Raw genomic sequence first — 12,626 nt, 5'->3', positions numbered from 1 at the left:
CATAACACTTAATCTTCCTGGGGAAGCAGCACGACCTTGATCGCCTCGCCTGTCCTTGTCAGCTCGATCCCTTCATTGATCCTGCTTAACGACAGTTTATGCGTGATGAATTTTTCTGTTGGGAAAGCATCTGAAATTGCCAGTTCATATGCTCTTTTCGACTGGATGTAGGAAGCTCCAAAATGTCCTTTGATCCAGATATTATTGTAGTGGATGTAATTTGTATCCAATTCCGTCAGGGATCCTTTCGGAACTCCGCCAAAGAATACGACCAGGCCGCCTTTTTTAACCATAAAAATACTCTGTGCCTGTGCCGCATTCGAGGGATTTGCAGAGATTACTTTGTCTGCTCCCAATCCATTTGTCAGCTTTTTCACTGCTTCTATAGGATCTTCTTTTGCGCTGTTGATAGTGTCGTCCACGCCAAAATCCTTTGCCATTTTCAAACGTATATCGTTGATATCAATCATGATGATCTTCTGGGCCCCTCTGATTTTCGCCAGCTGAGCCATAAAGCATCCAATCGGACCTGCCCCGATGATTACCAGTGTATCAGGATATCCGACGCCTACATTCTCCTCACAGGCATATACCGATGTTAACGGCTCTCCAAGGCTTGCCGCTTCAAAGCTTACATCTTCCGGAATTTCATAGATGCCGCCCAGTTCGATCTTTCTTGCCGGTACCGCAACATACTGTGCGAATCCGCCTGTTCCTGCAATTCCTTTTTCCACATTCGTACAGTTTTCGCTGTGACCGCTGATACAGTCGTCACATTCCATACAGTATGTGCCCGGGAAGAGGAATAATCTGTCACCCACTTTATATTTTGTTTCTTCTGGACCTATTTCATCTACAATACCTACAATTTCATGGCCGTATATAAACGGATATTTTCCTTTTCTGGAATCGCAGGTCAGGTTACGGATATCCGATCCACATAATCCTACCGCCATTATTTTTAAAATCAGACCGTCCTTTGGACAAGCTGGCTTCTCCACCATTTCTACACGAATGTCGCTTGGTCCGTACATCATTGCCGCTTTCATTTTCATATCTTTTATGCTCCTTTCAAATCAAACCGTAACCATTCAGGCTATTTTCTGAACAGCTACATCAAACTTTTCAATTTCTGCCCTAAGTATAGGCAATTCTTTTTTCCGGTTCAAACCGTTAATTGCCACTACATAAAGGAAAAAATTCCGTTTTGCCCTGATAAGATTAGCGCGTCAAAAGCCCTCTTGTAACGTTCGGCTTCGTCAATTTGCACATTCGATACCTATCATGCAGTGATACAAAACATGATTTAATGAGCAGCTTTATGAAGACATTGGTACTTGGGCCGCGTATTTTGCGACCTTACGTACCACTACGTCTTCATCTAAGCGAGAGCGCGCTGCGAATAAACATGTTTTGCATCACGTCCTCATTATTAAAACTTGTGCAAATTGACGAATACCATTCTGTAAATGGGCTTTTGACGCGCTACTCCTGATAGTGAATTTCCTCTTCCTAACGGCAAATATCTTTTTGAGCATTTCTACTGATTCTGTTATCATAAATATAGGATTATATCATTGTGCTCATGATTGTTATTTAACAGCTGACTATCTTTTAAATAAACAAATGTGGAGGAACATGATACATGCGTAATATTGAAAACTATCTGCTTGGGATTGACCTTGGAACTACAAATGTAAAGGCAATCATCATGGATGAGCACGGAACTGTCGTCTCATCCGCTTCCAGAGCAAATTCGCTGATTTTTCCGGGTCCGGGCATGGTGGAGCAGGATCCTGGAGCCTGGTGGGAACATACAGCAGAGATCCTGCGTGCAGTCACAGAACAGGCAGGTCCTGAAATCGTCAGAAAAATCCGGGGCATCTCCATCAGTTCCCAGACGGTGACCATGCTTCCGCTGGACAGGGAAGGAAATCCTTTGAGAAACGCCCTGATCTGGATGGACGCACGCTCTGCCGGTGAACTGCAGTATATCATCGATACCATCGGCTTTGACAGATATGTCTCTATCATCGGTGCCCAGCCGGATGTGGCATTTTTACCGAATAAGATTCTCTGGTTCAAAAAGAATGAGCCGGAACTTTTCGCAAAGACTTACCGGATTATGCAGGCAAGCTCCTATCTGAATTTTAAACTAACCGGTCAGATGACTATGGATATCGACCAGGCTGCAAGATGCCAGTGTCTTGATATCAATACTTTGAAATGGTCTGATGAAATCTCTGATGTAATCGGTGTCGATCTGAATTCCATACTGCCGCAGCCAAAAGCCGTCCATGAAATCATCGGTTCTGTTACAGCGAGCGCAGCCGCCGAAACCGGACTGGTCAGCGGGATTCCCGTCGTTGCAGGGGCCAGCGATGCCATGGCGTCCATGTATGCCACAGGCCTGAGCCAAATCGGGGAAGCCGGGGAATCTTCCGGAACCACTTCCCTTGTTTTTGTGGGGCATGACAAACCAAGCCAGTCAGACCTTCCGGTTGTAACAAAACCCTGCTCCATTACCGGAATGCCTTATATCTTCGACGCACCGATCAATACAAGCGGCGCATCCATCAAATGGTATCTGGACACCTTCGGCAAGGCGGAGCAGGATTATGCCGCCCTGCACAACATCAACGTTTATGAGCATCTCAATCAGCTGGCTGCCGAATCAGAACCAGGAAGCGGCGGACTGATCTATTTCCCGTATCTGTTAGGCGAACGGGCTCCTTTGTGGAATTCCCATGCGAAAGGCATGTTCATCGGATTGTCTCTGGATACCGAGCGCAAGGACATCATCCGTTCTGTATTTGAAGGAACTGCATTTGCCCTCCGCCATGTCATGACGACAATCAAAGATACCGGAGCAAAAGCAGACTGCCTGCGCATCACCGGAGGCGGTTCGAAGAGCCGTGTCTGGTGCCAGATCAAAGCCTCCATGCTCCGCATGCCGGTCTACATTCTGGATGAAAAATCAGGTGACGTTCCTTTTGGCGATACGCTGATTGCCGGCCATGCAGTCGGAGTGTTCCCAGACCTTACGGAAACCATCAGCAAACTGATCCAGGTAAAGGAAATCATCCAGCCTGTGGAGGAATGGGCTGATGTATACGATCAGATGTATCCACTCTATATCGATATGTATCAGCATTTGGATTCAGATTTAATAAAACTGAAAGAGACCATGGCACACATACAGAAATAATTATAATTGGAAGGGACCAGGCCGAATGCCTGGTCCCTTCCAATTTTCCCTGCTTACCGAAAGAAGAGTGGTCTGCAAACTGCAGACCACTCTTCTTCTATATTTGCGAAACTATAAGTAAGGCTGCTGCCTGCGGTTCAGATATACCCCGCAAAACGCGCTGCTATCTGACTTAAACCAGTTGCGCTGCATAATAGGCGCTGTTCACCGCCTGATAGATCTGTCCTACATTCTTGCAGTCGCCAATAATGTAATACTCGTCTGCCAGATCGCAGAACGAATCTACTTTATCATAGGGCGCCCTGAATCCCAGTGCGCAGACAACGGAATCCGCCTCCACGATGAATTCCTTGCCATCCCTCTGGCATAATACGCCAGTCGGCAGGATTTCCTTCACGGTCGTATTTAAATAGATGGATGCAGACTTCTCAACCTCTACCATCAGGCCGCCTCTGTAGAAGGAATTCACCTCTTCGGCTACTTTGCCTTTCATTTCTATGATGGAGCATTCTTTGCCTTCATGGCTGAATGAAATTGCTGCCTCGCTTCCAACCAGGCCGCCTCCCATGATCACGACTTTTTTCCCGAGCTTCTCCGGGTGCAGTTCCGCATCAATTGCCATGATTACATTGGGAAGATCTATTCCTTTGATCGGAGGTACCAGTTCATTCGAACCGATTGCAACAAACAGGACGTCCGGTGCAAATTCCCTGATGTACGCTTCTGTCACTTCCGTATTCAGAACGACTTTCACGCCTGCTTCTTCTACCCTCTTGATCAAAACCCTGCAGAAATCGGCAATATCTTTCTTGAAGTCGGCAGCTCCTGCCGGATGAAGGTTCCCTCCTAATTTTCCTGCTTTTTCTACCAGGGTTACATCATGTCCTCTATTGGCCGCAGTTATCGCTGCCTCCATTCCCGCCGGACCTCCGCCTGCAACGAGAACTTTCTTCCTTCTTTCAGGATCTTTCCTGCCGCACTTCTCTGAAAGCTGCTGCCCCATTGTCGGATTTACCGCACATTTTACGGTTTCGCTCCTGGAGGTTTCGCCGAAGCATTCATAGCATCTCAGGCAAGGCGTAATATCTTCCGCATTTCCTTCCAATGCCTTCTTTGGAAGATAAGGATCCGCAAGCAGAGCGCGTCCGATTTCCACGATATCCGCCTGCCCTGTTGCGATGATTTCTTCTATCTGTTCAGGATCCTTCAGGGAGCCTACACTGGCCACCGGTGTCTTCACATGCTTCTTGATTTCTGCCGCCAGATAGACGTTCACGCCTCTTGGGAAGAATGCAGACGGATGGGTCCTGCAGAACATGTCTGGATCCTCGTGGTTTCCGCAGGAAATGTTGAACAAATCCACCTTGTCATCCACCATTTTTGCCACTTCAATACAATCTTCCAATCCCAGTCCGCTGTCCGTAAGATCATCTCCGGAAAGCCTGATTTCAATAGGGAATCTTGGGCCCACGCCGTCCCTTACAGCGTCAAGCACCATAAGGAGGAACCTTGCGCGGTTTTCCAGGGATCCGCCGAACTCATCCGTTCTCTGATTCATGACAGGGGACAGGAACTGGGAAAAGAGCCAGCCATGGGCTGCATGGACCTGAACCATATCGAATCCGCAGTCTTTACAGAGTCTGGCTCCGGCCCTGTAGGATTCTATGATTTCCAGAATCAGTTCCCTGGGCATTTCCTGCACTTCTCCGGCTGGGGTAGTCTCTGGGCTCGGTCCATAGGCAACGTCCGAGCAGCCATGCTCGCCCCCGACGCTTGTTAAGCCGCCGTATTTCCCGCCGTGGGAAAGCTGGATATTGGCATAAGCCCCTGCGTTATGGATGGCCCTTGCAGCCTGGGCCATTCCCTGCTTTACACCGAAAGAATCCAGCTGCAGCTGCTTGTTGTGGGATTTTCCCGTCGCGGAATGCACGATCGATTCCCCATAAGTTACTACACTTGCACCGCCCAGCGCTTTTTCCTCCAGATATGCGATCATCTCCGGCGTAAAATGTCCATCCGTCGTAATCATGCTCGGGCTGGTAGGCGCTGCGATGATCCTGTTTTTCAATCTGATATTCCCAATTCGAATTGGGGAAAATATATGTGGATATTTTTCTTTCCCTTTCATCATTCCATCTCCTATAAAAATCACTCTTTTAGCAGCTTTTCAGTAGCCCGGTGCCGCACAGCTTTTACTTCTGAACCTTCCAGATATATTTTCTGGGTTCGCCTTTCAGATAAGCAGTTACCTCGTCTCCCATCATCGTTCCTGACCAGCCGTCTACATCTGTAGTAAGGCCCGCCATATGAGGGGTCAGTGTTACATTTCTCATGGATAGCAGTGGATGGTTGGCTGGAACTGGTTCCTGCCAGAACACGTCGATTGCAGCACCTGCGATTGTCTTGTTCTGCAGCGCTTCCACAAAATCCTTCTGCTCAATTACCCATGCTCTTGCTGTATTGATGACATATGCCGTCGGTTTCATTTTTGCGAACCAGTCTTTATTTACCATTCCCTTTGTTGCTGGAATGACCGGCAGGTGGATACTGACCATGTCGCTCTGGCTTAACATCGTGTCCAGATCCACAGATTTCGCTCCGTCCGCCTCGATCTTTTCTGCCGGGCAGTATGGATCGTAAGCAATGATCTCCATGCCAAATGCCTTGGCTCTTACTGCGACTTCTCTTCCGATTGCTCCGTATCCGGCGATACCAAGAGTCTTTCCGTACAGCTCGAATCCGATGCCGTAATCGATGAAAGGATGGTTTTCGTCAAGCGGTCCCCAGATTACATTCTTGACATCCGGCACATCATAGATATCCGCTACAGGCTCCCCGAGATGCTCCCCTTTCTGCAGTCCTGTGCTGCTGAGGGTGATTCTTCTTGCCGCTGCAAGCATAAGGCCGATATTGAATTCCGCAACCGCCACGCGGTTCCTTCCAGGCGTGTAGGAGAGCTCCAGGCCCACTTCTGCAATCGCATCATGATCCACCGTTGCAGGTGTCCCCTTTGCAACTCCCATGAATTTCATTCCCGCTTCTGCCCATGCCTTAATCGTATCTGCTCCGGCATATTCATCGCCAAGGACAACGAGCTCATTTCCCATGCATTCTTCCTTTGTCTGTTCTTCCGTCACATTTCCTTTTCCATGCTTTAATTCACCACATATAGTAATGTCACAATATTCTTTGATCAATTCCATCTGTTTTTCTGGAATCGGTGTGCATAACGCTAATTTCTTTTTCATTTTAAAAACCTCCATTATTTGATATTTATTAGTATAAAAATTTGATAACTGTTCAGAATCCCTGTCTCTCGAGGTGTTTTGTGCTGAATTCGCATAGAAATCCGAGACATGTGTGCTCCCAATTGCTGATTTTGCAATTCGTGTGCATCATCTGTGACTATGAAGGACGCAGTCCTGAATAGTCACAAAATTTGGTTAGAGTGTCAAAAGCACATCGTAAACCTCGGCTTCGTCAATTTGCACACCGCCCTCTGACACTCAGTGATGCAAAACATGATTCAATGAGCAGCTTTATGAAGACGTTGGTACTTAGGCCGCGTACTTTGCGGCCTTACGTACCACTACGTCTTCATCTAAGCGAGAGCGCGCTGCGAATGAACATGTTTTACATCACGTCCTCATTGCAGAACCTTGTGCAAATTGACGAATACTAACGAGTATTCCGGCTATACCCATTCCGATTGCCGCAATCAGGAATACATAAGTGGTCGTCACATTTCCAAAAAATAATTTTGATGCTGCGTTCAGTACGATCGGAGACAGCAGCTGCCCAATGCACAGGGCACAGGTAAAAATCGCTGCCGCCATGGCTGCCGCCACCGGTTTTACAGCATTTGACACCTCGCACATTGCCTGGGGGACAAACATTCCCTGGGAAAATCCGCAAAAGACAGCTCCGATAATCAGCCCAAGGTAGCTAGACGGAAAACACATCACGATAACTGCACCTGCGCAGAAGCTCAGCATCGCAGCCGGCAGCGAATAGTTTCCAAAAATTTTCGTCACGCGTCCCAGAAGGAGTCCCATAACGATCTGTGCCGCCGCAAAAACCCCTGTCAGTATTCCTGACACCATCGTATCGCCCGCCAGTTTTCCACTGATGTGCATGGCAATGTTCGTGGTGTAGGACATCAGAAACAGGACTTCCACTATCCCAATAAAAGATACGGCAAACACCTTTTTATTCAATCTGATCTTATCCTTGCCCGACACTCTTGCCTTTCCCGTATCCGGAAGCAGCAGCGCAATCACAACCATAGAAAGGAATCCAACTATATTGATAAAATAAGAAGCCCTGAATCCGTAGGCGCCGAGTTTTCCGCCCAGTGTAGAGATGACCACCATGCCGGCTCCGATGCTGGAAGCCTGGATTCCCATGACTGTCACCCTTTCATCGCCTTCAAAAAATTCTGCTACTACAGCCGTATTCAAAGCACATGCAAGTCCCAGGCCGACTCCGTAAAATGTCCTTGAAAAAAACAGCAGTTCAAAGCTGTCCGACAGGAACGGCAGAAATCCGGCTATTCCCGCTACCAGGCACCCAAAAACAAGCAGCTTCTTTTTGCTGATTTTCAGCACCAGCCATCCCGATACAAGCGCCACAATCATTGCCAGCAGGGCAGGGGCTGTAACCAGCATCTGTACCAGGCTGATGTCCACTCCCGCATAATAAGACTGTATCTGCCCCAATACCGGCGAGACGCTGTACTGAAGTCCCTGAATAAAGGAAATTGCGACTATGGAAATTATGATTTTGATTTTCTTTTCTTTGTTCAATTGATGTAATTCCTTTCTCTTCCGGTTAACGGCGATATCCGCAATCTGTCTTCGATACCTGCCTGTAACCTTGTGCCTTTAAAACGCTTTATGTAAAATATCCAGAATCTGCTCTTTTGTAATATTATTGCGTGGATTGAAGTTCAGTACCGGTTCTTTCAATACGTCGTCAGCAAGCATATCCAGATCTTTTTCTTCGATTCCCTGTTCTGACAAGGTCCTGATTCCAATATCCTCTGCAAGCTTCTTCAGTTCCTTTGCCAGAAGATACTGATCCTCTTCCATATTTCCAGTTACAGGCAGATCGATCGCTTTCGCCAGCTCCACCATTTTTTCCGGACAGCTTTTGGCATTGAATTCCATGACATATGGAAGGATCGTCGCGTTCGCCATGCCGTGGGCCAGGTGAAAATGAGCGCTCAGGGTATGGGCAATTCCATGAACCAGTCCCAGATTGGCATTTGAAAATCCATATCCCGCAATGATGCATCCAAGCATCATCTGTTCCCTTGCCTCCATATCAGAACCATCTTTTACTGCCTTTGGAAGGTTCTTATATAAAACCTGCAGTCCTTTTAAAGAATTGTATTCTGTCAACGGATTTGCCATATTTGAAATATAGCTTTCCACTGCATGAGTAATCGCATCCATTCCCGTTGCTGCCGTTACAGAGGCCGGCATCGTCCTTGTGAATTCCGGATCTGCGATCACGTTTGTAGGCGTGATCTTGTTGTCGATAATGACGTATTTGCATACTGCCTGTGTATCCGTCAACGCAACCACATTGGTGATTTCGCTGGAAGTACCGGCTGTTGTCGGGATCGCCACCAATGGGAGAACCGGATTCTTCACATTCCCGATTCCGCCATACTGGCCGATTGTCCCTGGATTTGTCATCAGCACATTTACTGCCTTTGCAAGGTCTATGCTGCTTCCGCCGCCAACTGCAACAAAACCGTCAACACCTGCCTCTTTTGCAAGCACAGCCGCTTCTTCCACCAGTTCGTTGGACGGATTCGGGAGTACCTTATCGAAAATGATGATTTTCACATCTGCTTTTTCCACCTGCTCCAACACTTTTTCCGCAATCCCTGCGGCCTTAACTCCCTCGTCGTAGATCATCATGACGTTCTTCAGACCATGGCTCTTTATTATGCCGGGAAGTTCACCTGCTGACCCTTTCCCGAATACGATATCGCTTTGCACAAAAAAATGATAACTCATTGTTTTTCCTCCTTTTCTTTTACAACCCTAAATAGATGAAACTCTGCTGGAGCGCCCTTCCCATTCCCGTTTTTCTTGCTTAAATGATTCTGGTATTGTATAATTTCCCTGGGAACTTGCCTATCTTAATTTTAAATGTTTGCATGAACAGACAACAGAACACTTTCATTATTTCTGTCTGATTTTCATGTTTTTAATCGAAGCTATTAGGGGGGCAAAATACATTCTGACCCCAACATATATATAAAGCGCAATAGGAGGCACAAAATGACAGGACCATCTGCCGGCATCAGAACCACCAAATCCGAACAGACAAAACAAAGAATTACAGATGCGTATCTGGATCTGATTCTCCATAAAAAATGGGATAAAATTTCCGTAAAGGAAATCTGCAGCTCCGTAAACATCACCAGGGGCACTTTCTATCAGTATTATAATGATATCTATGACCTCATGGAGCAGATTGAAGCTTCACTGCTGGCTGATATTACCCACCGATATACGGTCCTGCAAAAAGAGAGGCACACCCCCCTGCCTCCGGAACTATTCGAGGCGAAATTTGATTATGCTCCGCCATTGGCACTGTTTGCCTGGTTCGATTTCTGCAAAGAACATAAGAAGGCAATCGCTGTCCTGCTGGACCCAAAACACGGAGATACCTACTTCGTCAAAAAACTGAAACACATTTTGAATGAACATATCGAGCATATGATGGATGACGACGGCATGCCCCATGACCCTCTCCGCTCCCATTTCACCAAAATATACCTGGAGCTGCATTTCCTTGCAGCCAGAACCTGGCTGGACTCTGATAAAGATGATTTCCTTTCTATACCGGAAGTCATCAATCTGCTGAACACCATGCGTGTGGGTGCAAACTACCTTACTTACAAACGTCTCACCTCTCCGGATTTCGATGTGAAGATGAAGTTCCTGGAGGATTAATAAAGGAAGGGCTGCTGCGGTACCTGACACCATAAAAAAAAATTTATGGTACCTGACACCATAAAAAAAAATTTATGGTGTCAGGTACCAATATTCACTATCCCTCTATATACCTCTTCATCATCTTATGATGTTCACGGACTTCCATTACGCTGTCCACATCCCAGTCCGGAATATCATGATAATGCCTCTGTCCCTCATACTCCGTATTGATATAGCCTTTCCAGCCGTTTTCTTTCAAAACGCGGATGACCTTGTCTGTCGGAATGCTGTATTCGATTCCGTCTTCCATTTCGTACATTTTTCCATGGATATGGACAATATACGGAATGTATTTTGCCAGCAGTTCAGGATCGCAATAGGTATAGTCGAAGGCTTCCTTTGCCCACTTTAAGTCTTCTTCATTCGGATTCATCTTCATGATTTCCGGCAGGATATCTTCTCTTGTCCTGCGTTCCGTATAGCTTCTGCTTATAAATTCTACGATTTCCGGTGTGGCTCCGTGGCGGATGTGTTTTCGTTCCAGGATGCGTACAGGACGCTCCACGAAAATTCCCAGGTCTGGGATGATTCCAAAATGTTTCGTGCCCGTCTTCCTTATGAAATCGATGTATTCGTCCAGCCATGGGGTGCCTAGTTTAAACGGCGCATGGACTTCGATTCCCATAATGATATTGTATCTTTCCGCACAGGGCAGGGCACGTTCAATGATGCGCAGCGGCACTGCGCAAAGGACGCGCATTGTCTTGAATCCCAGCCTTGCAGCAAGCCTGATATCCCTTTCCATCATCCCGACCGCTTCGTCATCTGTGATTGAGACTCCGTCATAAATCTGTCCGTCCATGAAGGCATCGTAACAGGTAGGAACTGTATGGTATTTGTCCATCAGGCTGAACCATCTGTCAACCCAGGACTGGGGCGGGTTCGGAAAATTGGGGATCATGGCTTCCGAAATAAGTTCAATTCCGTCCGCCCCCATGTCTGCCACGGCTTTTATGCAGTCTTCCAGATCCATCTGCCTGAGGTAGTATTCCTGCTGGTAGCTGTATAAGGAAACCCCTCTTCTAATATCCGCCTGCAATTTATGTGGCCTTCTTAACCGTATCTTTTTTTCCAATTCTGCATGGTTTGACATACGCATGGGCATCATGCCATAGACCACCCGGATATCTTCTGCCACCCTGACGATATGTTCGCCTTCTGACAGGCCGCCGGGAAGGGCGATGGTCAAATAGGCGACCTCTCCGAAATCCCAGCGTATATCCGTTCTTCCAACCATCTCCTCAAAACGATAGGCCGTGTTTTTCACGGTAAAGGTCATCTGGTCCTTTGTGTAGTGCACTCCGTCCACCGTCACTTCAAAATTATCTACCACCGCCAGGCATACGCCCCTGTAGTAGGTAATCCGGACGCCTACCTGGAAGCCTGTTATTTCCCCGTTCTTTTCTACATTGCAAAAGCCCTCATCATAAATCATATGTTTTTCGAACATGGCTTCCTCCTTACCGTGCTTTCTTCACGGCTATCCGCTCTCCTACTCTTTTACGCCGCCGATTGCGATTCCTTTGATGAAGTATTTCTGGAAAAACGGGTAGAGGATGATAATCGGGATAACCCCTATTACAGCCATCGCCATACGGATTCCTGTTCCAGGCATGTCGCTCTGGCCCAGTGTCGCCGAAGTGCTCATGGTTGCCAGCGCGCTGATATTGTTAATGATGCTGTTCAGCAGCAGCTGCAGGCTGTAGAGCCTGTTGTCGCTGATATAGTACAGACCGTTTGTCCAGTCGTTCCAGTATCCCAGGCCGACCATCAGTCCGATCGTAGCCAGTATCGGCGTAGATAACGGAAGAACGATTTTCCGGTAGATGAAAAACTCTCCGGCGCCATCGATTTTTGCCGCTTCAATCAAAGCGGGATGGATATTGGCTTTGAAATTGTTTTTATAAAGTATGATATAGAATCCGTTAAAAAGCAGATTCGGAAATACCAAAGCCCAGATTGTATTCTTCAAATGGAAGATCTGGGTCCACATCAGATAGGATGGTACGACCCCGCCGTTGAAGAGCATGGTAAATACGACAAGCAGCGTGACGATTTTCCGCCTCGGGTAGTCTGCCCTGGACATTGGGTATGCCAGCAGCGGCCCGATAATCAGGCTGACAGCTGTGCCGGCAACCGTTATGAAAAATGTAATCCCGTAGGATCTGAAAATCTTAGCTCCGTTTGACAGGAACAGATACTTATACGCATAGGCACTAAAATGCGTCGTAATAAAGTTATAGCCTTCTGACAACAATGATTTTTCTTCCGTCAAGGAAGAAGAGATCAGCAACATGAAGGGAAGAATTGCCAGCAAGGCCAAAATAAACAGAAATGCCGTAATAATGGTCTGGAAAACCTTCTCGTTTGCTCCTTTTACACCTGATTCCATCTTAGTTCCT

The 12,626-nt window shown here is 47.1% G+C and carries 9 protein-coding genes; 2 read left to right on the top strand and 7 right to left on the bottom strand.

What is annotated here, in order from left to right:
* Positions 1–8 precede the first annotated feature (8 nt).
* Positions 9–1,055, bottom strand: a complete 1,047-nt coding sequence (locus tag BJR36_RS21050; protein WP_242875584.1) for a zinc-binding dehydrogenase — start codon at positions 1,053–1,055, stop codon at positions 9–11.
* Positions 1,056–1,645: 590 nt separating this feature from the next.
* Here BJR36_RS21050 and BJR36_RS14315 point away from each other — a divergent pair.
* Entirely contained in the window at positions 1,646–3,208 is a 1,563-nt protein-coding gene (locus BJR36_RS14315) for a xylulokinase (protein ID WP_207648879.1), read from the top strand.
* A 172-nt stretch (positions 3,209–3,380) separates the two neighbouring features.
* Here BJR36_RS14315 and BJR36_RS14310 read toward each other — a convergent pair whose 3' ends face one another.
* From BJR36_RS14310 to BJR36_RS14295, 4 genes are all read right to left on the bottom strand, one after another.
* Complete coding sequence (locus BJR36_RS14310) at positions 3,381–5,339, bottom strand: oxidoreductase (RefSeq protein ID WP_408605723.1); 1,959 nt, start codon at positions 5,337–5,339, stop codon at positions 3,381–3,383.
* A gap of 61 nt (positions 5,340–5,400) precedes the next feature.
* The gene (locus BJR36_RS14305; protein ID WP_091235562.1) at positions 5,401–6,456 is read right to left on the bottom strand and encodes an NAD(P)-dependent oxidoreductase; all 1,056 of its coding nucleotides are present in this window, start codon (positions 6,454–6,456) and stop codon (positions 5,401–5,403) included.
* 390 nt (positions 6,457–6,846) lie between these two features.
* Positions 6,847–8,013, bottom strand: coding sequence for an MFS transporter (locus tag BJR36_RS14300; RefSeq protein WP_091235560.1), 1,167 nt, complete (start codon positions 8,011–8,013; stop codon positions 6,847–6,849).
* A 78-nt stretch (positions 8,014–8,091) separates the two neighbouring features.
* Positions 8,092–9,237: an iron-containing alcohol dehydrogenase family protein gene (locus BJR36_RS14295; RefSeq protein WP_091235558.1), complete on the bottom strand. Its 1,146-nt coding sequence runs from the start codon at positions 9,235–9,237 to the stop codon at positions 8,092–8,094.
* A 267-nt stretch (positions 9,238–9,504) separates the two neighbouring features.
* Here BJR36_RS14295 and BJR36_RS14290 point away from each other — a divergent pair, with 267 nt between their 5' ends.
* Positions 9,505–10,182: a TetR/AcrR family transcriptional regulator gene (locus tag BJR36_RS14290; RefSeq protein ID WP_091235556.1), complete on the top strand. Its 678-nt coding sequence runs from the start codon at positions 9,505–9,507 to the stop codon at positions 10,180–10,182.
* Between the two features lie 97 nt (positions 10,183–10,279).
* Here BJR36_RS14290 and BJR36_RS14285 read toward each other — a convergent pair whose 3' ends face one another.
* Both BJR36_RS14285 and BJR36_RS14280 read right to left on the bottom strand, forming a co-directional pair.
* Complete coding sequence (locus BJR36_RS14285; protein WP_091235554.1) at positions 10,280–11,674, bottom strand: C-glycoside deglycosidase beta subunit domain-containing protein; 1,395 nt, start codon at positions 11,672–11,674, stop codon at positions 10,280–10,282.
* A 42-nt stretch (positions 11,675–11,716) separates the two neighbouring features.
* Positions 11,717–12,616, bottom strand: a complete 900-nt coding sequence (locus BJR36_RS14280; protein WP_091235553.1) for a carbohydrate ABC transporter permease — start codon at positions 12,614–12,616, stop codon at positions 11,717–11,719.
* Positions 12,617–12,626: the final 10 nt, after the last annotated feature.

This window comes from Anaerobium acetethylicum (assembly GCF_900096945.1).
Lineage (GTDB): Bacteria > Bacillota > Clostridia > Lachnospirales > Lachnospiraceae > Anaerobium > Anaerobium acetethylicum.
The sequence above is the reverse complement of the archived record's forward strand: the minus strand, read 5'-3'. Positions and strand labels throughout refer to the sequence as shown.

Coding starts and splice junctions, on each gene's coding strand:
- BJR36_RS14315 (WP_207648879.1), top strand. CDS start 1,646: ATGCGTAATATTGAAAACTATCTGCTTGGGATTGACCTTGGAACTACA.
- BJR36_RS14295 (WP_091235558.1), bottom strand. CDS start 9,237: ATGAGTTATCATTTTTTTGTGCAAAGCGATATCGTATTCGGGAAAGGG.
- BJR36_RS14290 (WP_091235556.1), top strand. CDS start 9,505: ATGACAGGACCATCTGCCGGCATCAGAACCACCAAATCCGAACAGACA.
- BJR36_RS14280 (WP_091235553.1), bottom strand. CDS start 12,616: ATGGAATCAGGTGTAAAAGGAGCAAACGAGAAGGTTTTCCAGACCATT.
- BJR36_RS14285 (WP_091235554.1), bottom strand. CDS start 11,674: ATGTTCGAAAAACATATGATTTATGATGAGGGCTTTTGCAATGTAGAA.
- BJR36_RS21050 (WP_242875584.1), bottom strand. CDS start 1,055: ATGAAAATGAAAGCGGCAATGATGTACGGACCAAGCGACATTCGTGTA.
- BJR36_RS14310 (WP_408605723.1), bottom strand. CDS start 5,339: ATGATGAAAGGGAAAGAAAAATATCCACATATATTTTCCCCAATTCGA.
- BJR36_RS14305 (WP_091235562.1), bottom strand. CDS start 6,456: ATGAAAAAGAAATTAGCGTTATGCACACCGATTCCAGAAAAACAGATG.